We start from the raw sequence: 23,502 nt of genomic DNA, 5'->3' as shown, positions 1-23,502 counted from the left end.
GCTGCGGGTCAACCGAACTGCGCGTGGAGCTCCGGCAAGAAGCCGGCCAGGTGGTTCATCTCCTGCGCGCAGTGCACCAGCAGATCCCGCGGGTGCGGCAGCTGACGCGCGGCAAGGACCCGAAAAGCATGGTCCGCCAACGACTTACCGGCACGGAAGCTGACGTGCTGCCCGCCCATCCAGAATCGGGAGCGCATCTCGGCGCCGTCGGGTGTCGGCCGCACCTGATGAACAAGCCAGCCGATGTCGACCGGGATGTCCGGCGAACCGAGGCGGGCGACGATGGCCAGCCCCGCGTGCCCTTGCGACTCGGGGTCGACGAACTGGATCGCCACCGAACTGAGCGCCGAGCCGAGGTACTCCTCGACCAGCGAGGTCCGGCCGACATAGGCCACGTCGTCACGGCCGTCGCGCCACTGCGCCGACACATGCGCCCGCGGATGCCACAGCTTGTAGCGGCGCGCGTCGCAGCCGTGCCAGCCGAACCACCAGTCCCACATCTGCGGCGTCACGCCCGGCATGTCGGTGCGCACGGCAACGGTGTACCCGCCGTCCGACAGGGTGCCGTAGCCGTTCTCGGTCTGCTGATAACCGTCGGCGGCCAGCGGTTCGTCGAAGTCCGGCAGCACCGGGCCGGCCTGCGGCCCGTGCTCGAGCGCCTCCACCACATGGCGTGGCAGCGCCGCCATCTCCGGATTGAAGAACCTGCCGAACGGTGTGTCCGCGTCGTCACCGCGGTAACCCAGGTAGCTCATGTCCGTCCCATCCAGGCGTAGAAGCGACCCTCCGGGTCATATTGTGCGCGCACCGCATCCAGTCGCGCCATGGCCGCGTCGGTGGCGAACCGGGCCGGCCGGGCACCGAGGTTCTCGTCGGCCAGCTGTATCCCGGTGGCCAGGTGGGACATCGCCGCCATGTTCGATCGGGCCCAATCGCCGTATTTTTCGTCATCGGCTGCGTCCTGCCTGCCGGCGTAGAGCGCCAGGTACACCTCGTCTTCCAGGCTGTAAGCCATGTCCTGACGGGCGGGCGACGGCCCCCAGTTCAGCCACAGGAAATGCGACGGATGCGGTGGCATGGTCTCGAGGATGTTGCGCACGCCCGGCAACAACTCGGCCGTCGACGCCGACGTCCACATGTTGTCCGCGGCGTAGCGGTGGTCGCTGAGATAGTTGCTCATCACGGCGTCGTACCAGGTGGGCAGATTCGTCGGTGCGAACGGCACGGCCATCAGGGCATGGGGCCGCGCCGGACACGTATCCAGCAGTGCGACTGCAGCTTTCGCTTCGTCGTCGCTGTCGGCGAACACTGGGGAGGCCAGCACGATGCCCGGCGTATCCAGACCCGAGCTCGGCATGGCCCGCGAAGCGACGATCTGCAGCTCCACCCGGCGGTCCACGTCGGCGCTGATCGCGCGGGCCCACGTATAGATCTCGTCGGCGGCCTCGAAAGGGTAGACGTACAGGCTGCTGCCGCAGACCGACGGCTGCGGATAGAGGCGTAGGTGGAACGCCGTCACGACGCCGAAGAATCCCGGGCCGGATCCCCGTGCCGCCCAATACAAATCGGAGTGATGCTCGGCGTCGCACCGAATCTGCTCACCATCGGCGGTGACCACGTCGAGCGCCAGCACGCTTTCGCACGCCGGCCCCAGCACGCGGCTGTTCCACCCGTAGCCGCCCTGCAGCAGATACCCGCCGAGTCGCACGCCACGGCAGTGTCCCGACGGGAAGAACAGGCCCTGCTGCTCCAGTTCGGCGGCCAGCACGCTGCCACCTTTTCCGGGCCCGACGACGGCGGTCATCGCGTCGCGATCCACCCGGCACGTATCGAGCCGGCTCACGTCGAGCAGCAGGCCGCCGTCGCGCAGGTGGTTGGCCGACCAACTGTGCCCGCCGGATCGGATACCGACGGCCAACTTGTTCGCGCGGGCGTAGCGGACTGCCACCACCACATCGGCAGTGCACGACGCCTGCACGATGACGTCCGGAAAGCGCTGCGGCACAAGCGCATTCCACACCGTCGCGCAGCGTGCCTCGTCATAGCTCGCGTCACCGCGGCGAAAATGTCGGACCTCGGCCAAAGCTGTCACCGCAACTCCTCACGCCTCGACGCCCCACCGAAACGTAACACCGGGAATCAGCGGCTGCGTCAAATTCGAGTTGCGGGCCTACTCGGCCGTCAGCACCGCCCGAGCCCCGACAGGATTGGCCAACGGCACCACGATCTTGCCCGGCATGATCATCATGGTGCAGACCATGCGTTCGCGATCGGACCTGCGGCCGGCCGTCAAGGTGACCGTCACGGCCTGGTCGGTCTCCTGGACCGTGGCGTGCACTCCGTAGCAGTCCGGCGATCCGAGCGAAATATTCAGCGCCACAGCAGGTTCGGGGTCCAGCCGGCTCCAGGACTCCGCCGCCAGCGGGTGGGGGTCGACGATCGCCGGATCGTCGACGAACGTCGTTCCCGGCGAGACCGGCACCTCCGGCAGTGCCGTCGGGTCAGCCCAGGCTGTCGGTGCCATGCCGACGGCCAACACGAGTCCCGCCGCGGCGACGCGCAGCACTACGTCGCCACCCGCGCCACTGCGAAACCGTCCCAGCCCTTGGCGCCGACGGTCTGGATGGCGGCGGCCTCCAGGCGCGGATGATTGCCCACCAGCTCCAGCATGTTGCGCACACCTTGCGCCTGCAGGTCGTCGGCGGCCGGATCGAGCACCCGGCCCATGCGCGTGACGTTGTCGACGACGATCACCGCGCCCGGCGCCGCCAGCCGCACCGCCCAGTCGACGTAGGCACTGTTGTTCTCCTTGTCCGCGTCGATGAAGAAGAAGTCGAACTGCTCGCCCCGCTCCGCCAGCTGCGGCAACGTGTCGAGCGCCGCGCCGACCAGCACCTCGACGCGGTCCGCGACACCGGCCCGCTCGAAGTTGGTCCGGGCGACTGCGGCATGTTCCGGGGAGTACTCCAACGTCGTCACGCGGCCCTCCGCTCCGATACCGCGGGCGAGGTTGATGGTGCTGTAGCCCGCCAGCGTGCCGATCTCCAGCACCCGGGTGGCGCCGCTGATGGTCGCCAACAGCGACAACAGCTTTCCGTGCTGCGCCGAGACCTCGATGGCCGGCATGCCCGCCGTCACCGCGGACTGGCGCGCGGCGGCCAGCGCCTCGTCCTCGGTGTGCAACACCCGGTTGAACATCTCGTCGACTGCCTGCGGCTCGGGTTGCGTCATGGCCCCAGGCTAGCGCGCGAAAATCCGGTGCCCAGATTGACCGATTCGCCGTCAGCGCGGCCCGTCGGCCACTTGAATGACGGCTATGTCAAATCACTTCACGGGCCTCAGCCTCGGCCCGCCGCTGGGCGACCAGCGCCTGGACCTCTGCGATCTGTACGCCTTCCAATCGCCGGCCGACCCGGCCCGCACGGTGCTGATCCTCAACGCCAACCCGAACGCCGACGCCCTGCATCCCGATGCGATCTACCGCCTCGCCATCGACAACGACGGCGATCTCCGCAACGACATCGCCTTCAGTTACGTGTTCTCCGAGCCGGTGGACGGGCGCCAGACCGTCGATGTGTACCTGGCCACCGGCGAGGCCGCCGAGTCACCGGAAGCCGTGGGCGACAAGATCTTCGAGGGCGTCGAAGTGTCGTTCGGCAAGGAGCCGGTGATCGCTGAGTCCAATGGTTACCGGTTCTTCGCCGGGGCCCGCAGCGATGCCTTCTTCTTCGATTTCGACGGCATCAAGAACCTGTTCGACATCAGGGGCGGCCGCAACTTCACCGCGCTGCACCTCAGTGGCGAATTCCCCTGGACCGGTGTGGATTCCAACACGCAGGCCAATGTGTGCTCGATGGTCCTGGAGCTGCCGACCGCGCTCCTGGGAGCCGCGCCCGACATCCGGATATGGGGCCGCTGCAGCGTCCGCCGGGACGGTGCGCTGCTGCACGTCGACCGGGCCGGGCATCCGTCGGTCAGCAGCTTCTTCAACACCGACGACACCAAGGAGGAGTACAACGCCAGCGAGCCGGTCCACGACCGCGACCGCTGGATGCCGATGTTCGTCCACCTGCTGGGGCACACGGGCGGTTACACCGACGAGGAGGCCGTCGCCGCCGTCGACGCTGAGGGCATCCTGCCCGACATGCTGACGTTCAACCCATCACTGCCGGCCAAGTACCCGAACGGGCGGGTGTTCACCGACGACGTGATCGACTACCGGCTGGCCTCGCTGACCAAGGGCGATTGCCCACCGTCCGGCCTGAGCCCGCACACCGACACCCTGCAGGTCTTCCCGTATCTGGGTCCGCCGCATTAGGACAGCACTGGAAACGCACGCTCGCCGGCCGCGAGCGTGCGCGTAATACACACCGAACGCGGCGTGTCCATGTACAAACACGGCCGCTCGCGGGAAAGGGGGCAGCGCACGCGGGAAAGGGTGTAGTTAGCGCACGCCTTCCTTGGCGTAGACGACCCGCAGGACGTGGCCCACCTCCGGGCCCATCACGATGTCGGCCAGCTCGCAGAACGCCGCGGTGAACGCCGGACCGTGCGGCGGTACCGCAGCGGACACGTGGTGGGCCACCTCGTGCAGGACCACCAATTCCCGGAGGGCCCAGGTGGATTGGCGTTCGGGCACCGCAATGACCGCGCCGCCGTCACCGGATTCGTAGTGCGCGGCCGTCACGCCTCGCCGCGCCCGCACGGCCACCGCGCCGGCATCGGGCCACCGCGCCGCCACTGCCGGCATGGTCAGCACCTGGTCGACGTAGCTTCGCACCGCGTCGACGGACCCGAAGCGCGCCTCGGGCGGCAACGTCAACTGTGTCCCGAAGAATTCGACCGCCCGGTTGCCGCGTTCCCCGGCGCGGTCGAACAGCGTGCGCACGAACTGCTCGGCGGCGTACACCGCGGATCGTTGAACGTCCCGGGTCATCGCTCCAGAGCCGTACGCGCACTGGATAGTTCGGGGCTCGGCCCCAGCCGCGCCCGGCGCCCGGCCCGGTCCCCGGCCCGTCGCGCTGCCGACGAATAGCCGGCCGACGCACTCGTCGCCCGCCAACTCCCCCGCGCCTGCGACGTCTTCTTGTAGAACGACACCAACTCAAGGTCCTTGTTGCGCAACGCAAGCGCGGTCCCCGGTTGGTCGGCGCGTTCGGCGGTCGCCGCCTGCCGGGCCTCCTCGCGGGCGTCGATCAGCCGCTGCCCGACGCGGGCGCCGAATGCCAGCTGGAAGTTGAGCCGGGCAGTGATGGTCGGCGTCGGCCGGTGCGCACCCGTCGAGATGTAGGCGTCCGACGACTTGACCATCTGCACCACCACGCTGGCATACAGGGCGTGGGTGGCGTCGATGTCCTCGGCGAACCCGTAGGCATAGACGAAAGTCGAGTTGGACGCGATATCGCATTTCACGTCGTTGGCCCGCGCGATCAGCACGAACAACTGCACGAACGTGCGCAGACCCCGGGTGCCCGCCTCCCCGATGGTCACTGTGCGCTGCACCGGTTCCTGTGCCGCGGTCCGGGTCGCCGAATGCGCCCGGGCCACCGCCAGATCGATCGACGTCGTGGTGGCCAGGCGCTGGGCCGTCGCCATGAACGCCTCGGCCTCATGCGGGTTGTCGGTGTTCTCGGCCTGCCGCAGCAGCGCCGCGATCCGGGCCAGCATCTTGTCGTCACTCATGCTCGCGACATTATGGGACGCGTACGACGTTTCCGCGCGCGCGACGGGTCGTGGCCGTCGCCGCAACCGTTGTCAGTCGGGCGGCTCCTGCGCTTCACCCGATTCCTGGTCGACATCGGGCGTCTCGTCGCGGCCGGTGGCGCTGGCGCGGCGAAGTTCGTCGTCGGCGCTGAGTGGTCGCTTGGCCTCGCCGGTCTCGACGTCGGCGTCGGTGTATGTGCCCCGGGAGCCGGGATCATCCTTGTCCATGGCAGTCCGTCCTGTTCGTCGGTCGTGATGCCGATATACCCACCGCTGAAGGTTGGACACCTCCTCCTGCTCCCGCCGGGTTCGATCAGGGCTCGGCGGGGTAAGCGAGGTTGCGTGCAAACCATGGAATTGACGGTTCTCGATCCCCGCACCGGCGACACCGTGTCGCGGGTGCCGATCGCGGGCCCGTCGGAATGCGACAGCGCAGTCGAACGAGCCCGCGAAAGCTATCCCGCGTGGGCCCGGACGCCGCCGGCCGACCGAGCCGCCTGCCTGGAGTCCGCGGCGGCTGCGATCCGCGACGCCGCCGACGGATTGGCCGAACTGAACGAACGCGAGACCGGCAAGCCCGCACCCGATGCGTTGGGTGGCGTACAAGCCAGCATCGGCACACTGCTGCAGTACGCCCAGCTGGGACCGCTTCACCGCGGCCACAGCTTGCAGGGAAATTGGGCCGCAACCGATCTCATGATTCCGCAGCCGCGGGGAGTCGTCGCGGTGCTGACACCGTGGAACGATCCGGTGGCCGTGGCGGCGGGCTTGCTGGGCGCTGCGCTGGCCACCGGAAACACGGTGGTGCACAAGCCGAGTGAGCGGTGCCCGGGCACCGGTCGGTGGTTCGCCGAACTACTGGCGGCCCACCTGCCCGAGGGCGTCCTCGAAATCGTCGACGGAGATGGGTCGACGGGTGCCCGATTGGCGTCGGCCGAGGCGGTCGACGTCGTCGCGCATGTCGGGAGCAGCGCCACCGGCAGGTCGATCGCGCGGGCCTGCGCCGAGCGGGGTGCCAAGGCACTGCTGGAAAACGGCGGCAACGACGCGCTGATCGTCGACGCGGGAGTGCAGACCGACTGGGCCGCCCAGCAGGCAGCGCTGGGCGCCTTTGCCAACGCCGGCCAGATCTGCGTGTCAGTGGAACGCATCTACGTGGTGGAGTCGCAGCTCGAGGCATTCGTCGAGGCGCTGCTCGGTGAAGCGCGCGAATGGTCCCGCCGGATCGGGCCGCTCGTCGACGAGCGGCACCGCACTCACGTGCACCAGCACGTCACCGACGCCGTCTCGCGCGGTGCGCGTGTACTCATCGGCGGCGAACCACTGGACGGGCCGGGCACGTTCTACCCGCCGACCGTTCTGACCGGCTGTACGCCGGACATGCTCGTGTTCAGCGAGGAGACCTTCGGGCCCGTCGCCGCTGTGCGCAGCGTGCCCGACTTCGACACGGCACTGGCCGAGGCAGCCGACGACCGGTACGGCCTGGCCGCCACGGTGTTGACCGGTGACATGGGACATGCCCAGGAGGCCTGGCGGGCGCTGCCGGTGGGAACTGTGAAGATCAATTCGGTGTTCGGCGGTGCGCCGGGTGGTGCGGCCGAACCGCGCCGCGCCAGCGGCAACGGATTCGGTTTCGGCCCTGAGCTGCTCGATGAGATGACGGCGATGAAAGTGGTGCACTGGTCCCCGCCGGCCGCCTGAATCGGCCCGGCCCGAACCGTGGTGACTACTTAGTGACGAAGCCGTCCAGCGCGCCCGTCAGCTGCGGGGACAGCGGCGCCTTGTTGGCGTAGTTGGCGACGTTGTCGGTCGGATCGTCACGCAGCACGTGGCTGACACCCTTGAGCGGAACCACGGTGAGCGCGGTGTGCGCCAGCGCGGCGATCAGCGGCTGCTCCGCCTCGCAGAAGGCCTGGACGTCCGAATCCGAGCAGGTCAGCAGCACCGGCATGCCGTTCGGCAGCTTCGCGGCCAGCGCCAGCGGGTCGATGGCGTCCGCCTCCAGCACCGCCTTGGCGTTGGCGGGGTTGAGGATCGCGCTCAGGCCTTCGGGCAGCTTGGCCGGCGGGGTGCCGGTGGCGCGCGTCGACGCGACGGCCGCTGACCAGTCCGCCAGCACCTGGTCGGCCTGCTGCCGGGTCTTGGCGCCGGCTTTCACGTCGGCGTCGACCGAGGCCCGCACGCGGTTGGTGATGACATCGAGATACCGGCCGGCCAGCGGCTGCAGCAGCGCGAGGGAATGGATCTTCGGGGCATCCGGGCCGGTGTCGGTGGCGAGCGCCAAGGCGTGCACGGTGCCCTCCCCCAACCCGTAGACCGAGATGCGCGCGGTGTCGGTGCCCTTCTGCGCGGCCAGGAACTTCACGGCCGCCTTGGCGCCGGCGGTGTACACCGCGCTGCCCACGTCACGCAGGTTCTGGGCGTGCGGCCCGAGCCCGGTCTTACCGGTGCCGACCTTGTCGTACCGCAGGCTGTCGACCTTCTTGTCGGACAGGTACTCGGCGAGCTGCCGCATGTTGCCGACCTTGCCGGCGACGGCGTTGTCACCGTTGCGGTCGGTTTGGCCGCTCTCGGAGATCAGCAACACCGACGGCGCCGCGGCAGCTCCGGGCACATGGCGGTAGCTGCCGTGGATGGTCAGGCCGTCGGCGACGAAGCTGACGTCCTCATCAACCCAGTCGCTGCCACCGCCCGGCTTGTCCGAACCGCACGCCGCCACCGCCAGCACCGCCAGCCAAACCAACAAGCGCACAGCCCATTTCACGCGAGCACCCCAGTCACAGCCGCACTTCGATCCAGCTCACGACGTCGTCGAGCACCACTGCCTTCTCGGGCTCGTTGAACACCTCGTGGTACAGCTTCGGGTAGACCTTCAGCGCCACGTCGGACGAGCCGACGCACTCCACCAGCTTGCGGCTGCCGGCCACCGGGACCAGCTTGTCGTCCTCGCCGTGCACCACCAACAGCGGCGCGGTGAGGGCGGCGGCGCGCTGCGGCATGGTCTCGCCGACCTCGATCAGCGCCTTGCCCACCCCTGCGGGCACCTTGCCGTGGTACACGAGCGGGTCGGCGTTGTACGCCGCGACCACCTCGGGATCACGCGACACCGCGTCGAACGGCAGGCTCTCCGCGGGCAACCCGGGAAGGATGGAACCCAGCACCTTCGCCGCCAGCGCCAACGGCAGGCTGACCTGGGAACGGGCGTCGACCGCCGGGCCGGACAGCACCATCAGCTTGTAGTCGTCCGGATGCTCGACGCCGTACGCGAACACGATGCCGCCACCCATGCTGTGGCCCAGCACGACCCGTGGCAGGTCGGGATATTCGGCGGTCGCGAGGCCGACCAGATGATGGAAGTCCCCGGTGTACTCGGAGATGTCACGGACCACCACGCGCTTGCCACCCGAGCGGCCATGGCCGCGGTGATCGAGAGCGAAGGTGATCAACCCCGCCTCACCGAAGCGTTGCGCGACATGGTCATAGCGGCGGGCGTGCTCGCCGAAACCGTGGGACAGCACCACCACGCCCGTCGGATCGGTCTCGGGCACCCAGACGTCGTAGACGATCCTGGTGCCACCGATACCGTCGAAGCTGCGTTCGCTGCGGGTCGTGGCCATGGAGAGACAATATCTGGGGTCGGCCCACGGTGCGTCCGTCGCCGCCGCGACTCCCGCCGGATGTCACACCCCCTGCGTACCCTGGGTCACGTGAGTGTCCTCAGAGAAGACGCGGCAGCCACACCGGCACAGTCCAGGGACGCGTTCCTGGCCGACGCCCAACGGCACCGGCGCGAGCTGCTGGCCCACTGTTACCGCATGACCGGTTCTCTGCACGACGCCGAGGACCTGGTGCAGGAGACCTACCTGCGCGCCTGGAAGGCCTACGACAACTTCGAGGGCAAGTCGTCGGTGCGGACCTGGCTGTACCGCATCGCCACCAACACCTGCCTGACCTCACTGGAAGGCCGTCAACGCCGGCCGTTGCCGTCGGGGCTGGGCCAGCCGGCGGCCGACCCGCAGGCCGAGATCACCGAGCGCACCGACACCGCCTGGCTCGAGCCGCTGCCCGACGTGCGCGACGCACCGGGTGATCCGCAGACCATCGTCGGCTCCCGTGAGTCGGTGCGGCTGGCGTTCATCGCTGCGCTGCAACATCTTTCGCCCCGCCAGCGCGCGGTGCTGGTGCTGCGCGACGTGCTGCAGTGGAAGGCCGCCGAGGTCGGCGAGGCCGTCGGCACGTCCACCGCGGCCGTCAACAGCCTGTTGCAACGGGCCCGCGCCCAGCTCGATGCCGTCGGCCCCAGCCAGGACGACGTCCTGGTCGCTCCGGAGTCCGACGAAGCCAAGGACCTGCTGGCCAAGTACGTCAACGCCTTCGAGTCCTACGACATGGACGCGCTCGTGAAGCTGTTCACCGCCGACTCGGTGTGGGAGATGCCCCCGTTCGACACCTGGTACTCGGGCCCGCGGGACATCGTCGAGCTGTCCCGTTTCAAGTGCCCCGCCGAGCACCCGGGCGACATGCGGTTCGTCGCCACCACCGCCAACGGACAGTCCGCCGCAGGCATGTACATGCGCAATGCCGAGACGGGCCGGCACGAGGCGTTCCAGCTGCACGTGCTGGACATCAAGCCCGAGGGCATCTCGCACGTCGTCGCGTTCATGGACCCGACGCTGTTCGAGAAGTTCGGACTGCCGGCCCACCTCTGAGGACTGTCGAAACAGTAGGGATCTCCCTTATATCTCCACCTGTCGATCGCCGATACGTTCAGTGGCACAGCCTGGTGACCTGCTGACGAAAGGGATCGATCATGAAGACCGTGCTGCTCGGCGCCGCCGTGATCACCGCCACTGCCGTTTTGGCGGCCCCGGCGGCGACGGCGAGCCCCGGCTCGTTCCTGGAGGAGATCAGCATCAACGGCGCCACCCTGCCCGGCAAGACGCCCGACCAGATGGTGGCCGCCGGCCAAGGCGTCTGCAAGGACCTCCGCGGCGGCGTGACGGTTCTCGACGAGATGACGGTCGTCGAGAAGGCGTACGCCTTCAATCAGGGCGCGCTGTTCGTCAGCGCCTCGACCACTCACCTCTGCCCCGACTTCGCGGGCGGTTAGAGCACACTAGCCGCGGCCCCAGGGCACTAGCCACCCTAGTCTGCAAGTGACTGGCGAGTAGGTTCTTAGTTATCATCTATGCAGGTCAGAGCGCCTCTATACCATCATTCTGGAACGTGTTCTTACTTTGTGGCTATGATCTTCGTCATGAAGACCAAAGGTGCTCTGCTGTGGGAAGTGAACTCCCCGTTCCAGGTCGAGGAGATCGACCTCGGTGACCCCGTTGCCGACGAAGTCCAGATTCAGATGCATGCCGCGGGCATGTGCCACTCCGACTACCACCTGACGACGGGCGCGACCCCGATGCCGCTGCCCTGTCTCGGCGGGCACGAGGGCGCGGGCGTCGTCACCAAGGTCGGCAAGAACGTCACCGGCATCGAAGAGGGCGACCACGTCATCCTCGCGTTCATCCCGGCCTGTGGCTCCTGCCCGCCGTGCATGAAGGGCTTCCGCTCGCTGTGCGACCGCGGCGCCGTCCTGCTGGGTGGCAAGTCGATCGCCGACGGCACCAACCGCATCCACACCGCCGGCGGCAAAGAGGTCGCGGCGATGAACCTGCTGGGCACCTTCGCGCCGTACATGACGGTCCACAAGGATTCCGTCGTCAAGATCGACAAGGACATCCCGTTCGAGTCCGCGGCCATCATGGGTTGCGCCGTGCCGACCGGCTTCGGCTCGGCCACCAACGTGGCGCAGGTCCAGCCCGGTGAAACCGTCGCCATCGTCGGTGTCGGCGGCATCGGCATGAGCGCGCTGCAGGGCGCGGTGATCTCCGGCGCCAAGCACGTCATCGCCATCGACCCGAACCCGTGGAAGCGCGACCAGGCGATGAAGTTCGGTGCGACGCACGTCTACCCGTCGATGGCCGAGGCCATCGCGCCGATGATCGACCTGACCTGGGGCCTGATGGCCGACAAGGTCATCATCGCCGTCGGCGAGATGAAGGGCGAGTACATCGAAGAGGCCATGATCCTGACGGCCAAGACGGGCACCTGCGTCGTGACCGGCATGGGCTCGATGATGGACGCCGACGTCAAGCTGAACCTGTTCCTGTTCACCATGCTGCAGAAGACGTTGAAGGGCAACATCTTCGGTGGCGGCAGCTCGCACATCGAGACCCCGCGCCTGGCCGCGCTGTACAAGTCCGGTCTGCTGAACATCGACGACATGATCACGCGGACCTACAAGCTCGAGGACATCAACCAGGGCTACCAGGACATGTTGGACGGCAACAACATTCGCGGTGTCGTCACCTTCGACGAGTCAGACTGGTAACTCTCTTTCGCGAACAGCCGAAGCTGCCCCTTTCCGCGGAGAAGGGGCAGTTTTGTGTCCTGGTCACGATCACCGGGCGTTCCGATACGCACTGGGCGATACGCCGACACGCTTCCGGAACGCGGTGGCGAAGTGATTCGGCGTCGAAAAGCCAACTGATGAGGCAATTTCGGCGATACTCGTCGCACTGGACATCAACAGCATCTTGCCACGGTCGATCCTCAAGTCCAGGAGGAACTGGTACGGCGTGGTGTGAAAGGCCCGCCGGAACGCGCCGATGAACGCGTGCACCGGCATCCCCGCCAACTGCGCCAGTGCATCCAGATGAATCTCGGAATCGATTCCGTCGCTGAGGAAGTCGACGAGCCTGGAACGAGTCTGGGCGTCAAGGTTCCGATGCCCTGGTTTCCTCGGTGCCGTAGCGGTGTACTTCTCGCAGATCAGCAGGCGGGTGGTTTCAGCCAACGAGTGGGTGAGTAATCGCGCCATGGCGTCGTCACGGTCGGCAACGCTGTAAATTTCCTCGACCAAATGGTGAATGAGCCTGTCCCGGTACTTGATTCGGGGCAACAGTGCCGTGTCGTCGATCACCCCGCGCGGGACGGCAATCTCACAAATGCCGGCGACATCGCCTTGGACCAGCGCCGCACATTGAACGCCCGCCGGCTTCCACCAGACGTCTCCCGCCGTCGGCGGCACCTGGCCCGATGGTCCCCAGTCCAGCGCGGTCTGGATGGAATGCATGGCGCCACCGCGATATACGTACACCAGATGATGCGTGTCACTGAAGCTGCACCAATCCGTTGGCGCCGAGATGCGCTCCGTGGAGAAGGCGAACGACAACCCGCGCGCCGCAACATCCTCGCGCTCCAACACTATTCGCGGCGTAAGCGGGCGGTCGCCGTCCCACGGCTTCATCCCCATCGGAAACCCCACTGGCACATCATTTTCGATCACACGGTCGGCGGAATGCTAGGCCTTCCGAGATAAACCGTGGCCGGTTTTGCAAACCTACCTTCTAGTAACTTCGCCTGGTTTGAATATTTGAAAAGCCTACAGAATGTGAATGCACATCTGCGGTTCAGTCCGTACTTTTCGGGCCGGTCAGCGACAGCTGACCTCCTCGACTGAACCAAAGGAGACCGAGTTGAGTCTCGCTCTACGCCCGTATATGAACGCCGGCGTCGCGCTCGTCGGCGCCGGCGTCATTGCTCTCACCCCCGTCACGGCTTCCCCAGCGGCCGTTCATGTTCCGGCCCTGCGCTCTGCCGCAACGGTCGAACTCACGGCATTCACCAACCCGCTGGAGACCTGGGCGTCGGTTGGGCAGGCGACTGTGGGCAATCTGCTGGACATCGGTCATTACCTCGTGGGACACCCTGCGCCGGTCCTCCAGCAACTCATCGCAAACCGTATGACGGACGCCAACACGTTGGGCACAATTCTTCAGACCGTCGCGACAGGGCTTCAGGGATGGCTCAGCCCCTGGAGCCCGGATGGTATCGCCCACTACGCGCGTGTTGCGGCCGATCAAGCCCGCGCAGGCGACCTTCGAGGAGCGACCGACAGCTTGTACAACGGGATCGTCAATAGGTTCAAGTTCAAAGTAGGGCTGCCGTTGCTGGGCACGCTCGCCATCTGGCAGAGCGTGGCAAAGGACGTGTACACCATCGCCACCGAACTGCCGTACGCTCTCGCCATCGGGCCGTTCCAGTACTCTTTCACCGCCATCAAGACATTCCAGATGGCAGTTGGTGACACCCTGCAAGGGTTCGGCGACGCGCTCAAGGCGCGCGATCTCGTCACCGCGGCGAGCTTTCTCATCAATGCACCGGCAGTGATAACCGGCGCAGTCCTGAACGGCTATTCCTATTTCGACACCGCTGGGGTCCTGGGCGAGGATGGCGTGATCAATCAACTGATCAGATATACGCGCGAAAGGGTCGCACAGGCTCTCAAGCCCAAACCAACTGCAGCCGTGGCACCTCGATCAGATGTTGACTCGGCAATTTCAGACTCGACTGCCGCATCGGCGATCACTCCGTCCACCAATCCTGCAACCGCATCGTCAGGGACGGCGGTCCCGACGAAGCCCGGTTCAGCTCCCGCGCCGGCGGATTCGACGAAGAGCGAATCGACGTCGACAGCAATTGACACGACCGCAGCCGCATCGACAACAACCAGCCAGGAAGCTGCGGTTCCAGTCGCCAAGCCCGTCGCCGGCCCCACACCGACCCAAGCAGTCAAGGACGTCGAAAAAGCTGCGGCGAAGGCGATCTCGACTGCCGGTAAGCAGATCACATCTGCCACCAACAAGTTCGGCGAGGATCTGAAGAAGACTTTCACGAAGCCCCGCAAGCCCGCCAAGACGGATGCATCGACCAAGCCGACAAAGCCCGACTCAGACAGCAGTGGCGCGAACAAGGGCCAGAAGGCCAGTTCGGGGGCAGCCAAGTAGAGATCGCACCCGCGAACGCCCCCAATTCGGTTCGAGATTGGGGGTTTTCGCACGACGTGCGGAAGCTACTCCTCCGTTTTGGAGGCGGGCGCCGCAGGCTCGGCTGGTGCGCTCTTGTGACGCGAGCCCGACCACTTGACGAAGACGTAAAGCGCCCCGCCGAGGACCGCCAGTGGAATCAGCCACGGCAGCAGGAATCCGAACGCCAGTACGAGGTGAGAACCAAAGGCCCACAACGTGTCCCAGCCATGTTCGATCTGCCCGAAGAAGCCGTGATAGCGCTCCGGGGCTGGGCCACCGCGACGCTCGGCGGTGATCTGGACGTCGACCGAGCTGTAGGTGATCTGGTCGCGGAGGGTGTCGCGCTGCGCCTGCAGGCTCTGTAGCTCGGCCTGCCTCGACGACAACGCCTCCTCGGCCTTGATCAACGCATCGGGGTCCTTCGAGTCACGCATGATCCCGAGCAACCGATCCACCGACGTCTTCAGCGCGGTGATCCGGGCATCGAGGTCGACACGGCGTGCGGTGACGTCGTCGGTCTTGACCTCGAGGGTCTGGACCGTACCGAGCCCCTTGAGCGACGCCAAAGCAGCGTCGAGCCCGTTGGCCGGCACTCTCAGCACCAAGTGGACGCTCGCGCGGCCGGACGTCGACCCGGCGTCGTCCGAGCGCTCGTCGACGCGTCCGCCCGCTTTGTCGACGATCGTGGTCGCCTTGTCCGCGGCGGCCGCCGGGTCGGCGGTGACGAGGATCAGCGACGCGGTCTTGACGATGTCCCGCGGTTGTTCGACGGGCGGCGCGGGCGCCTCGGGGGCACCGCCTTTGAAATCCCCGCCACTCTTGAGCGGCGCCGGTGCCGCCGGGGCCGACTCGGAATGCCGCGTCGAGTTGCCGCCGCTGCACCCGGCCACCAACCACAACGAGGCGATCAACAGAGCGAGAAATACGACCGGCCGGAACCGCGTGCGCGTCATGCCATCCGAGCGTACCGAGCGATTCACAGGAATTCGGCGGCGAATGTGCAGCCAGATCGCCAAGACGGCTGGATCCGCAATCTCTGCGCACATTCGGTGCGGGGTCGGCGCGCGCAGTCCCGCGGGGCGACCCCGCAACAAAACTGCCCCTCATCCGAAGACAAGGGGCAGTTTCGTGTCTGTTCGCGAAAGAACTACTTCGGAGGCATCCGGATGCCGCCGTCGACGCGGACGACCTCGGCGTTCATGTACGAGTTGGTGATCAGCTCGATGACCATGGAGGCCAGCTCCTCGGGCTTGCCGAGGCGGTGCGGGAACAGCACCGACTCGCCGAGCTTGGCCTTGAAGGCCTCCGAGGCTTCGCCCTCGCCGTAGATCGGGGTGTCGATCAGGCCGGGGGCCACGGTGTTCACGCGGATGCCGACTGCCGACAGGTCGCGCGCGACCGGCAGGGTCAGGCCCACGACGCCACCCTTGGACGACGAGTACGCGGCCTGGCCGATCTGGCCGTCGAACGCCGCGACGCTGGTCATGTTGACGATGGCGCCACGCTCACCGGACTCGGCGAGGTCGTTCTTGCTCATCTGGGTGGCGGCGATGCGGATGCAGTCGAAGGTGCCGACCAGGTTGATGTCGAGGACCTTCTTGTACAGGTCCAGGTTGTGCGCCGACTCGAACTCGCCGTCCTTGCCGATGGTGCGCTGGGCCCAGCCGACACCGGCCGAGTTCACGAGCGCACGCAGCGGGCCGAGGTCAGCGGCGGTCTTGACCGCGTCGATGATCTGCTCGGTGTTGGTGACGTCGACGGTGACGAAGACGCCCCCGATCTCCTTGGCGAGCGCCTCGCCCTTTTCGGCCTGGAGGTCGGCAATGACGACCCGGGCACCCTTGGCGGCCAACTGACGGGCAACAGCCGCACCGATTCCTGACGCGCCGCCGGTGACGACCGCGCTAGCTCCATTGATATCCACGCCGACAGCGTATGCGAGGCCGTCCGCTCACCGGGACGGACCTCGCAAAGGCCATCCGGCGTCGACATCATGCCGATCGAACCCGGCGAATCGACCGAATCGGAGGTCGCCTGAAACACCTCGTCATCGACCCGCCCGGTGCGAGGATCTGTGTCGTGTCCGGCATCGATCTGGCAGGGACCCGGGAAGCCTTGCGGGCCGCAGCGTCCCGGACATCCGCACTCGTACGCAGCGTGACCGATCCCGCCGCAGCGGTCCCGAATCTCTCCTGGACCGTGGCGGAGACCGCTGCTCATCTGGTCACCGGCTTGCAGCACTACGCGGGGCTTGTCACAGGGGAGACGGACATTCAGGAGTACCTCGCGCTCGCGCCGCCGCGTGCTACCCCAACCGAGCGAGGGGTGATCGCAAACGCTCGCATGCTCGAGCAGTTCACGGAACGGGATCCGCGCCGGCTCGCCGACCTGCTGATCAGCGCGGCGGAGAACTTCATCGCGGTATCCGACCGGCGGCCAACTGACGAACCGATGCCGGCCTTCAACGGTTTGGCCATGACCGTTCCGGTCATGGCCAGTGCGATGCTGGGCGAGCAGCTGCTCCACGGCCTCGATATCGCCCGCGCTGTCGGGGCCGACTGGACGATCTCGAGAGCCGAGGCGTTGTACGTCATAGCCGGCGTAATGGCGATGATTCCCTACTATGTCGACCGGCAGAAGGCCGCCGGGCTGCATCTGGCTTATGAGCTGCGATTCCGGGACGGTCCCCGCTATCGCGTCACGATCGAGGACGGATCCGCCGCCGTGGGTCCGGCCGGCGGAGCCGTCGACTGCTGGATTTCAGCCGACCCCGTCGCCTACCTCTTGGTGGGCTATGGCCGGAGCAGCCAGTGGGCGTCGATTCTGCAGGGCAAGATCCTGTCGGCAGGCCGCAAGCCCTGGCTCGGCGCCAAACTCGGTCAACTGTTCGTGAAAGTGTGATGCGACGCCGCGAACGGCTACTACTGCGGGCAGACCAGCACGGTCTCGTGGAAATGCCAGCTGTCGATGTTCACGTATTCACCGGGTGCGCCGGGCACCGAGCCACTCGAATTCAGTTCCGGGATGTAGACGGCGTTGATCCGCGCGCCGAAACCGAAGCCGGTGTTGTATTTGACGCCGCCGGACTGCTCGATGGTCCAGTTCACCATGCCATCGGCGTAGGTGTAGGTCCGGTTGATCTGAAGGTCCTTGCCGATGCCGACGCTCTTCTCGCGCTTGAGCACCATCGGGGTGCCGTCCAACGGCACACAGCGTTCGGCATGAGCCAGCGGGGCCGGCAGCCACGCCAGCCCAGCGGCCAGCGCGCCCGCTGTGGCAATGGTGGCAACCGAATGTTTCACGTGAATCCTCCCCGCAAACCCGACGACCCCTACTGTAGCCGCGAATTCGCCCCGGCTCCCCGGCTCCGTCAGTCCAATCGCTCGAGCACCGTCGCGGTCCACCGCCGCAACGCGTCCGCCTGCGCTCGGCTCATGCCGTCGAACACCGTCGCGCGCACCAACTCGGCGTGCCCGGGAGCGGCGGCCTCGAGCGCATCCCGCCCTCCTGTGGTGAGGGTGACGACGGCGGCGCGCCGGTCGTCGGCTGCCCCGGATCGCTCGATCAGACCGCGGGTTCGCATGCGCGCCAATTGGTGGGACACCCGGCTCTGCTCCCAGCCCAGATGGGCACCGAGCGCACCCATCCGGCAATCGGGCAGCTCGCTGAGCGCCACCAGGACGTCGTAGTCCGCCAGCGACAACCCGTGATCGCGCTGCAGTTGCCGGTTGAGTGCGGCCTGCAAGCGCCCGCTCATTGCCAGGTACGCGCGCCAGAGGTCCTGTTGATCATCGGTCAGCCACACGGAATACATGACACATCATTTATGTTGTGCCGTCCAGTAGCGACACCTAAGCTCACCGACAACGACAGGGGACGACATGGCCGAAACAATCGACATCCGTCGCGCGGCCGACCGCGACACCACCCGCATCTCGTGGCTGGACTCCAAGCACTCGTTCTCGTTCGGCGGTCACTACGACCCGGCCAACACCCACCACGGCCTGCTCCTGGTGAACAACGACGACCGCGTCGCACCGGGCTCGGGATTCGAGACCCATCCGCACCGTGACATGGAGATCGTCACCTGGGTGCTGCGCGGATCGCTCGTACACCAGGACTCGACCGGCAACTCGGGCGTCATCTACCCCGGACTGGCGCAACGGATGTCGGCCGGACGCGGCATCCTGCATTCGGAGAAGAACGATTCTTGGCGCCTGACCGGGGCCGAATCACACAGCGAGCCCGTGCATTTCGTGCAGATGTGGGTGGTACCCGACGAGTCCGGCAAGACGCCCGGCTACCAGCAGCTCGAAATCGACGACGAGCTGTTGCGCGGCAAGCTGGTCACCATCGCCTCGGGCAGGCCCGAGCACTCCAATGACACCGCCATCACCATCGGCCAGCGCAATGCGGCGCTGCACGGCGCCCGCCTCGAGCCCGGCGACAGCGTCGAACTGCCGACGGCAAAGTACCTGCACCTGTTCGTGGCCCGCGGCGAGGTGGCCCTCGAGGGTGCCGGGCCACTGCAGGAAGGCGACGCCGTGCGGCTGACGGCCTCGGGTGGGCAGCGCGTCACCGCCACCACGCCGGCCGAGATCCTGGTGTGGGAAATGCACGCCGATCTGCTCGGCTCGTAACCCTGCGCCGACGGCCCCGCCCCGACTCCGGTCGGCGGCGGGGCCAATTACTCTGTCCGCCAAGGTGATTCCTCCGTCACCGCGCCGTGATGTAGACGTGACCAAAGTTGACAGAGTGTTTGCTGTGGCTACGCTGAAGGTCGTTGTATCGGACCGGAGGAAGGGCCACAATGTCGTTTCTCGGGCCGGTTACCCGACGCGACACCGTTCGTCGCGTGCGGAAAACCCTCAGGCGCACAACGCTTCTGACGCTGTGCGCGGGCCTGGTCAGTACCATCGGCGTGCCGGCATCCCACGCCGCCGACGGGCGCTCGCTACTGGTCAACGCCATCACCAACTACCGCGGCAGCTTCCTGGTCTACAACTTCGGCGGTGACCACCCCGCGCCGATGCTCAACGCCGCGGGCAACTGGTACGAGTCGGGCAATGGCGGGCACCTGCTCGTCATCAAGGCAGCGTCGCAGCGCATGAATCCCCGCTTGCTCGTCGACTCCCACCGCGGCATCCAGTCCCGCTGCGAGCGCGATCCCCGCGCCCGTACCGCCGAAGGTCTGTTGCAGGCCTCCGAGGTCTTCACCCCGCTGGAGGCGTGGCAGGCGCTGGGCCGGCCCACCATCGCGGTCAACGCCAACTTCTTCGACATCCGCGGCCAGCAGGGCGGCTCGTGGACGTCGACGGGTTGCAGCTCGCCGCTCGGCGCCTACGTCGACAACACGCGCGGCCAGGGCCGCGCCAACGCCGCGGTCACCGGAACCATCCCCTACGCGGGCAAGCAGGGCCTGTCCGGCGGCAACGAGGTGTGGACAGCGCTGAGCACCATGGTCATCCCGTCCGACGGCGCGCCGTACATGATCACCCCAAGCAGCACAAGCGATTTCAACGCCGCGACTGGCCCGATCAACAACCTGGTTAATCAGGGCGCCCGGTTCGTCGCGGTCAGCGGCATCGGCCTACTGGCACCCGGCGATACCGGACAGCTGAACGACGGCGGCCCCAGCGCCGCCCGCACCGCGCTCGCCTATGTGCGAAGCCGCGACGAGATGTACATCTTCCAGGGCGGCAGCCACACCCCCGACCAGATCCAGGACCTGTTCCGCGGACTCGGCAGTGACACCGCCATCCTGCTGGACGGCGGTGGCTCCTCCGCCATCGTGCTGCGCCGCGACACCGGCGGCCGCTGGGCCGGATCCGGAACGCCACGCGGTTCCTGCGACACCCCGGCAGTGCTGTGCGACTCCAGGGAACGCGCACTCCCAGGCTGGCTCGGCTTCGCTTGAGGCGTCAGGCGTCGGGCCGCTCCTCCACCGGTGCCACTGTCGGCACCGGGATCAGCCTTGGCACCAACGTTTTTCGGCTCCTTCTCGACGTCGGGCCCACCCGCCCGGTCTCCGTCCGCGCCCTGCTGCGGCTCGCGCTCCTCGCCATCCGGCGCCAACACCGACCTCGCGTCACCGGCCTCGAGATCGAACGCTTCCCCGCGTGCCTGCGGATCGGCCTGAAGATCGGCCTTCGCATCGGACTCGGGCTTTTCTTCCTCGGGCTCGGCATCGGCGTCTGTCTCGGCCTGTGCCTGTGGCTCCTGGGGCGGCTGCTCGTGGGCGTGGTCGTCACCGCCCGCCGACTGCTGACCATCATTCGCCAACCGGGCGCCGACACCGGCCGAGTTGAACTGCAGCGGAACCGGATTCGGAGTAACCGACGCACTCACGGTGGCGACCGTCGGACGGGCGGCACCGTAGTGCGTCGGCAGCACGCTGCTCGTCAGACCTGCACGAGACCCGACGTGCGGAGGGGACGCCGGACCACATTGACTGCGCGACAACAGCGATCGGCCACCGCACGCGGCCGATGACACAAGAACGCCCGACGTGAAGGCACGTCGGGCGTTCTCGTTGCCGGGTGTCAGTGGGCGGCTGAGCCCCCGCCGGTCGCGGCAGTTGACTTCGCCGCGCCGTCCTTCTTCTGCTTCTTGGTCTTCGGGGCGTCCTTGGTGACCTTCTCGGACTTGTCCGTGCCGGCCTTGGTCGCCTGGTGTCCTTGTCGGACTTCGCAGGCTTGTCGGCCTTCTTGTCCTTCTTGTCCTTGCCCGCGGTCGGCGTGCTGCCCGCGTCGTCGGCGGCGTGCTTGGGCTTCTGGCCGCTGTCCGGCGTGGACGGGGTGCCCTCCGGCGCGGCGTGCTTGCCCGAGGACTCCTCGGTGCCCGTCTTGGTGTCGGTCTTCGGATCGGTCTTGGTCTCGGTCTTCGGATCGACCTTCGGGTCGGTCTTGGTGTCCTCCGCCTTGGGCTCGGCCTTCGGGTCGGTCTTGGGATCTTCGGCGGCCGGCGTGGTACCGGTCTTGTCCTCGGCCGTCTTGTCCTTCTCGCCGGCCGTCTGGTCGGTGGCCTGCTTGCCGTCCTTCTTCGAACCGGTGAGGCCGGTGAGGCTGGCCGACAGCGGCGCCAACTTCGGAGTGGTCGACGGGATGTCCGTCGCGGCCGTCGCGCTGACGACGCCTTCCTTCGCCGCCAGCGAGTTGACCGTCGCGCCCTGCGTGAGGCCGCCCAGCGTGCCCAGCACTCCGTTGAGGAGGTTCTGCACCGTGCCCGCCAGGCCACCCAACGGGTTGAATCCGCCCAGCTTGCCGCCGGTGATCAGCTTGATCAACGCTTCGACAGCGTTGTCCGGCGCATCGGTCGGGTTGGCGCTGAAGAATTCCTTCTTGAAGCCGGCCACCAGCGAGTTCATGATGTCCGCCGGCACCTTCTGCCAGTTGACGTTCGGGAACGAGAAGAACGGCGTCGGCGTGCCGGGGTCGTTCAGCGTGCGACTGTAGGTGCCGTCCGGGTTGCGCACCACGTCGGTGTAGCCCAGGTTCACCAGGCTGGTCATGGCCGGCGCGAGGGCGTTGGCCAACTTGTAGATGGGGCTGCCCAGTGTGCCGAAGCTGACCATGTTCAGCACGTCACCGGTGAGGTACATCGGTTCCATCAACGGCAGCGTGTTGGTCGGGATCGTCAGATAGATGTTGACGGCCAACGGGTTTCCGCTCAGCAGGCCACCGGTGAGGTCGCCCAGCTGGCTGGTGAGCTGGCTGGTCAGCGTCGCGGTCGAGATGCCGCGCAGCAGATAGGTCGGTAGCGTGCCCGCGACCAGGTTGTTGGCCAGGCTGAACGGGTTGGGCCACGCGGCCAGGTCCGAGAACGGCTGGTATTCGAGGGTGGCGTCGACCTTGATGGGCAGCAGGTTGGCGCCGCCGATGCCCAAGCCGGTGTTCAGCAGCGGGATGCCACCGCTGTTCATGGCGTGCACATCCGGGGTGATCAGGTTGATGCCCAGCAGGTCGCCGATCGGGTAGAAGCGCGCCAGCAGACCGCCGTTGGCGCGGCCCAGGTTGTTCAGCAGGATCATCGGCAGGACGGTCAGGCTGCCGAGGACCGGGCCCGCATGATTGGCGCCGCCCGGCTGGTTCGCCAGATCCGCGACGACCTTCGAATACGCCTGGCCCATGGAGAACGCGCCGAGACCGAAGCCGACGGACAGCGGTACCCGGACATCGATCAGGTCCAGCTTGTCCAGGCCGATGGCGTCACCGACGGTGTTGATCACCACCTGCAGGGCGCCGATCAGCGGGCCCAGGCCGCCGAGCTTCGTGGCCCGGTCCAGCACCTCGTTGATCAGGCCCATGGCGCCGACGTCGAGGTAGTCGGTGTTGTTGATGGCGTTGGCGATCGCGTTGGCGGTGCCCGGGGTCCAGCCCAGGTCCAGGCCGGCGATCTTCAGCAGCGTGAACACCGGTCCGGCGGTGACGATGTTGACGCCGGGGATGTCCAGGTTGCTCAGGTCGAGGATGTTGTCCAGGCGGATGCCCAGGACGTCCAGCAGGCCGCTGAGCGTCACGTTGCCCTGGGCGTCCATGATGCCCAGCGCACTGAGCAGCGGGACCAAGGCACCGGTGAGGAGCGGGCCCAGCGCCGCGTTCAGCAGCGGCGTCAGCTTGATCGGCAGCGCATCGAGGATCTGGCTGAGCAGATTCTTCGGCAGCTGGTTGATGAGGTTGCTGAGATTGAGGCCGCTGAGACCGCCGGCGGCGCTCAGTGCCTGGACCAGCGGCGGCAGCAGCGCCTCGACGCCGCCCTGGGCCAGGTTGTACGCGGCGTTGCCGACGCCGAAGGTGATGTCGGGCAGCACGCCCGGCTTCGGGAACGGCGTGGTGAACGCCGACAGGTTGACGGCCGAATGCGACGCCGGCACCACCCGCGGCGCCGGCGCGTTCGGCACGGAGGCCGTCACGGTCATTGCGGTAGCTGTTGCGAC

General features: G+C 67.1%; 24 protein-coding genes. 9 read left to right on the top strand and 15 right to left on the bottom strand.

Annotated elements, in window-relative coordinates; all coding sequences use genetic code 11:
• Positions 1-8: 8 nt before the first annotated feature.
• The 4 genes from ACZ5IQ_RS00750 to ACZ5IQ_RS00735 all read right to left on the bottom strand — a co-directional run bounded on the left by ACZ5IQ_RS00750 (position 9) and on the right by ACZ5IQ_RS00735 (position 3,231).
• On the bottom strand, positions 9-755 hold the full coding sequence (locus ACZ5IQ_RS00750; RefSeq protein WP_464480659.1) for a DAPG hydrolase family protein: 747 nt from the start codon (positions 753-755) through the stop codon (positions 9-11).
• Positions 752-2,092 (bottom strand): FAD-binding oxidoreductase, encoded by a 1,341-nt coding sequence (locus ACZ5IQ_RS00745; protein WP_464480658.1) that lies wholly within the window; start codon positions 2,090-2,092, stop codon positions 752-754. The genes ACZ5IQ_RS00750 and ACZ5IQ_RS00745 overlap by 4 nt, the downstream gene beginning before the upstream one ends.
• Before the next feature lie 78 nt (positions 2,093-2,170).
• On the bottom strand, positions 2,171-2,566 hold the full coding sequence (locus tag ACZ5IQ_RS00740) for a hypothetical protein (protein WP_212807919.1): 396 nt from the start codon (positions 2,564-2,566) through the stop codon (positions 2,171-2,173).
• Positions 2,566-3,231, bottom strand: coding sequence for an O-methyltransferase (locus ACZ5IQ_RS00735; RefSeq protein ID WP_212807918.1), 666 nt, complete (start codon positions 3,229-3,231; stop codon positions 2,566-2,568). The genes ACZ5IQ_RS00740 and ACZ5IQ_RS00735 overlap by 1 nt, the downstream gene beginning before the upstream one ends.
• A gap of 85 nt (positions 3,232-3,316) precedes the next feature.
• On the opposite strand from ACZ5IQ_RS00735, the gene ACZ5IQ_RS00730 reads away from it, so the two are divergent.
• Positions 3,317-4,318, top strand: coding sequence for a DUF4331 family protein (locus ACZ5IQ_RS00730; protein WP_212807917.1), 1,002 nt, complete (start codon positions 3,317-3,319; stop codon positions 4,316-4,318).
• Between the two features lie 126 nt (positions 4,319-4,444).
• Here the strand turns inward: ACZ5IQ_RS00730 and ACZ5IQ_RS00725 are convergent, their stop codons facing one another.
• The 3 genes from ACZ5IQ_RS00725 to ACZ5IQ_RS00715 all read right to left on the bottom strand — a co-directional run bounded on the left by ACZ5IQ_RS00725 (position 4,445) and on the right by ACZ5IQ_RS00715 (position 5,931).
• Positions 4,445-4,936 (bottom strand): TIGR04338 family metallohydrolase, encoded by a 492-nt coding sequence (locus tag ACZ5IQ_RS00725; RefSeq protein ID WP_464480657.1) that lies wholly within the window; start codon positions 4,934-4,936, stop codon positions 4,445-4,447.
• Positions 4,933-5,682 (bottom strand): DUF2786 domain-containing protein, encoded by a 750-nt coding sequence (locus ACZ5IQ_RS00720; RefSeq protein WP_212807915.1) that lies wholly within the window; start codon positions 5,680-5,682, stop codon positions 4,933-4,935. The genes ACZ5IQ_RS00725 and ACZ5IQ_RS00720 overlap by 4 nt, the downstream gene beginning before the upstream one ends.
• A 72-nt stretch (positions 5,683-5,754) precedes the next feature.
• Positions 5,755-5,931: a hypothetical protein gene (locus ACZ5IQ_RS00715; RefSeq protein WP_212807914.1), complete on the bottom strand. Its 177-nt coding sequence runs from the start codon at positions 5,929-5,931 to the stop codon at positions 5,755-5,757.
• 123 nt (positions 5,932-6,054) lie between these two features.
• Here ACZ5IQ_RS00715 and ACZ5IQ_RS00710 point away from each other — a divergent pair, with 123 nt between their 5' ends.
• On the top strand, positions 6,055-7,404 hold the full coding sequence (locus ACZ5IQ_RS00710; protein ID WP_464480656.1) for an aldehyde dehydrogenase family protein: 1,350 nt from the start codon (positions 6,055-6,057) through the stop codon (positions 7,402-7,404).
• Positions 7,405-7,429: 25 nt separating this feature from the next.
• Here the strand turns inward: ACZ5IQ_RS00710 and ACZ5IQ_RS00705 are convergent, their stop codons facing one another.
• Positions 7,430-8,467 carry an alpha/beta hydrolase family protein gene (locus ACZ5IQ_RS00705; protein WP_464480655.1) on the bottom strand — a complete coding sequence of 346 codons (1,038 nt, stop codon included), beginning with the start codon at positions 8,465-8,467 and terminating at the stop codon, positions 7,430-7,432.
• Positions 8,468-8,480: 13 nt separating this feature from the next.
• Positions 8,481-9,320, bottom strand: coding sequence for an alpha/beta hydrolase (locus ACZ5IQ_RS00700; RefSeq protein WP_464480654.1), 840 nt, complete (start codon positions 9,318-9,320; stop codon positions 8,481-8,483).
• A 60-nt stretch (positions 9,321-9,380) separates the two neighbouring features.
• On the opposite strand from ACZ5IQ_RS00700, the gene ACZ5IQ_RS00695 reads away from it, so the two are divergent.
• The 3 genes from ACZ5IQ_RS00695 to ACZ5IQ_RS00685 all read left to right on the top strand — a co-directional run bounded on the left by ACZ5IQ_RS00695 (position 9,381) and on the right by ACZ5IQ_RS00685 (position 12,088).
• Positions 9,381-10,412, top strand: a complete 1,032-nt coding sequence (locus tag ACZ5IQ_RS00695; protein ID WP_464480653.1) for a sigma-70 family RNA polymerase sigma factor — start codon at positions 9,381-9,383, stop codon at positions 10,410-10,412.
• A 101-nt stretch (positions 10,413-10,513) separates the two neighbouring features.
• Positions 10,514-10,813 carry a DUF732 domain-containing protein gene (locus tag ACZ5IQ_RS00690; protein ID WP_464480652.1) on the top strand — a complete coding sequence of 100 codons (300 nt, stop codon included), beginning with the start codon at positions 10,514-10,516 and terminating at the stop codon, positions 10,811-10,813.
• 147 nt (positions 10,814-10,960) lie between these two features.
• Positions 10,961-12,088 carry an NDMA-dependent alcohol dehydrogenase gene (locus ACZ5IQ_RS00685; protein ID WP_212807908.1) on the top strand — a complete coding sequence of 376 codons (1,128 nt, stop codon included), beginning with the start codon at positions 10,961-10,963 and terminating at the stop codon, positions 12,086-12,088.
• A gap of 69 nt (positions 12,089-12,157) precedes the next feature.
• Here ACZ5IQ_RS00685 and ACZ5IQ_RS00680 read toward each other — a convergent pair whose 3' ends face one another.
• Positions 12,158-13,045, bottom strand: coding sequence for a helix-turn-helix transcriptional regulator (locus tag ACZ5IQ_RS00680; protein WP_464480651.1), 888 nt, complete (start codon positions 13,043-13,045; stop codon positions 12,158-12,160).
• A 190-nt stretch (positions 13,046-13,235) separates the two neighbouring features.
• On the opposite strand from ACZ5IQ_RS00680, the gene ACZ5IQ_RS00675 reads away from it, so the two are divergent.
• Positions 13,236-14,546 (top strand): hypothetical protein, encoded by a 1,311-nt coding sequence (locus tag ACZ5IQ_RS00675; RefSeq protein WP_464480650.1) that lies wholly within the window; start codon positions 13,236-13,238, stop codon positions 14,544-14,546.
• 65 nt (positions 14,547-14,611) lie between these two features.
• Here the strand turns inward: ACZ5IQ_RS00675 and ACZ5IQ_RS00670 are convergent, their stop codons facing one another.
• Both ACZ5IQ_RS00670 and ACZ5IQ_RS00665 read right to left on the bottom strand, forming a co-directional pair.
• Entirely contained in the window at positions 14,612-15,520 is a 909-nt protein-coding gene (locus ACZ5IQ_RS00670) for a DUF4349 domain-containing protein (protein WP_464480649.1), read from the bottom strand.
• Positions 15,521-15,714: 194 nt separating this feature from the next.
• Positions 15,715-16,491 (bottom strand): SDR family NAD(P)-dependent oxidoreductase, encoded by a 777-nt coding sequence (locus tag ACZ5IQ_RS00665; RefSeq protein WP_029105664.1) that lies wholly within the window; start codon positions 16,489-16,491, stop codon positions 15,715-15,717.
• 155 nt (positions 16,492-16,646) lie between these two features.
• On the opposite strand from ACZ5IQ_RS00665, the gene ACZ5IQ_RS00660 reads away from it, so the two are divergent.
• Positions 16,647-17,468 carry a maleylpyruvate isomerase N-terminal domain-containing protein gene (locus ACZ5IQ_RS00660; protein ID WP_244872712.1) on the top strand — a complete coding sequence of 274 codons (822 nt, stop codon included), beginning with the start codon at positions 16,647-16,649 and terminating at the stop codon, positions 17,466-17,468.
• A 20-nt stretch (positions 17,469-17,488) separates the two neighbouring features.
• On the opposite strand, the gene ACZ5IQ_RS00655 is transcribed toward ACZ5IQ_RS00660, so the two are convergent.
• Positions 17,489-17,869, bottom strand: coding sequence for a hypothetical protein (locus ACZ5IQ_RS00655; protein ID WP_464480648.1), 381 nt, complete (start codon positions 17,867-17,869; stop codon positions 17,489-17,491).
• A gap of 68 nt (positions 17,870-17,937) precedes the next feature.
• Positions 17,938-18,381, bottom strand: a complete 444-nt coding sequence (locus ACZ5IQ_RS00650; RefSeq protein ID WP_464480647.1) for a MarR family winged helix-turn-helix transcriptional regulator — start codon at positions 18,379-18,381, stop codon at positions 17,938-17,940.
• A 67-nt stretch (positions 18,382-18,448) separates the two neighbouring features.
• On the opposite strand from ACZ5IQ_RS00650, the gene ACZ5IQ_RS00645 reads away from it, so the two are divergent.
• Both ACZ5IQ_RS00645 and ACZ5IQ_RS00640 read left to right on the top strand, forming a co-directional pair.
• Positions 18,449-19,207 carry a pirin family protein gene (locus ACZ5IQ_RS00645; RefSeq protein ID WP_464480646.1) on the top strand — a complete coding sequence of 253 codons (759 nt, stop codon included), beginning with the start codon at positions 18,449-18,451 and terminating at the stop codon, positions 19,205-19,207.
• Positions 19,208-19,377: 170 nt separating this feature from the next.
• A complete protein-coding gene (locus ACZ5IQ_RS00640) occupies positions 19,378-20,484 on the top strand; it encodes a phosphodiester glycosidase family protein (protein ID WP_464480645.1) in 1,107 nt (368 codons plus the stop codon).
• A 354-nt stretch (positions 20,485-20,838) separates the two neighbouring features.
• On the opposite strand, the gene ACZ5IQ_RS00635 is transcribed toward ACZ5IQ_RS00640, so the two are convergent.
• Positions 20,839-23,478 (bottom strand): alpha/beta hydrolase family protein, encoded by a 2,640-nt coding sequence (locus tag ACZ5IQ_RS00635; protein WP_464480644.1) that lies wholly within the window; start codon positions 23,476-23,478, stop codon positions 20,839-20,841.
• Positions 23,479-23,502: the final 24 nt, after the last annotated feature.

It is taken from the genome of Mycobacterium toneyamaense (assembly GCF_055384815.1).
This window is presented reverse-complemented; position numbering and strand designations above follow the sequence as displayed.

Coding starts and splice junctions, on each gene's coding strand:
- ACZ5IQ_RS00750 (WP_464480659.1), bottom strand. CDS start 755: ATGAGCTACCTGGGTTACCGCGGTGACGACGCGGACACACCGTTCGGC.
- ACZ5IQ_RS00735 (WP_212807918.1), bottom strand. CDS start 3,231: ATGACGCAACCCGAGCCGCAGGCAGTCGACGAGATGTTCAACCGGGTG.
- ACZ5IQ_RS00730 (WP_212807917.1), top strand. CDS start 3,317: ATGTCAAATCACTTCACGGGCCTCAGCCTCGGCCCGCCGCTGGGCGAC.
- ACZ5IQ_RS00725 (WP_464480657.1), bottom strand. CDS start 4,936: ATGACCCGGGACGTTCAACGATCCGCGGTGTACGCCGCCGAGCAGTTC.
- ACZ5IQ_RS00720 (WP_212807915.1), bottom strand. CDS start 5,682: ATGAGTGACGACAAGATGCTGGCCCGGATCGCGGCGCTGCTGCGGCAG.
- ACZ5IQ_RS00715 (WP_212807914.1), bottom strand. CDS start 5,931: ATGGACAAGGATGATCCCGGCTCCCGGGGCACATACACCGACGCCGAC.
- ACZ5IQ_RS00710 (WP_464480656.1), top strand. CDS start 6,055: ATGGAATTGACGGTTCTCGATCCCCGCACCGGCGACACCGTGTCGCGG.
- ACZ5IQ_RS00700 (WP_464480654.1), bottom strand. CDS start 9,320: ATGGCCACGACCCGCAGCGAACGCAGCTTCGACGGTATCGGTGGCACC.
- ACZ5IQ_RS00695 (WP_464480653.1), top strand. CDS start 9,381: ATGTCACACCCCCTGCGTACCCTGGGTCACGTGAGTGTCCTCAGAGAA.
- ACZ5IQ_RS00690 (WP_464480652.1), top strand. CDS start 10,514: ATGAAGACCGTGCTGCTCGGCGCCGCCGTGATCACCGCCACTGCCGTT.
- ACZ5IQ_RS00685 (WP_212807908.1), top strand. CDS start 10,961: ATGAAGACCAAAGGTGCTCTGCTGTGGGAAGTGAACTCCCCGTTCCAG.
- ACZ5IQ_RS00670 (WP_464480649.1), bottom strand. CDS start 15,520: ATGACGCGCACGCGGTTCCGGCCGGTCGTATTTCTCGCTCTGTTGATC.
- ACZ5IQ_RS00650 (WP_464480647.1), bottom strand. CDS start 18,381: ATGTATTCCGTGTGGCTGACCGATGATCAACAGGACCTCTGGCGCGCG.
- ACZ5IQ_RS00645 (WP_464480646.1), top strand. CDS start 18,449: ATGGCCGAAACAATCGACATCCGTCGCGCGGCCGACCGCGACACCACC.
- ACZ5IQ_RS00640 (WP_464480645.1), top strand. CDS start 19,378: ATGTCGTTTCTCGGGCCGGTTACCCGACGCGACACCGTTCGTCGCGTG.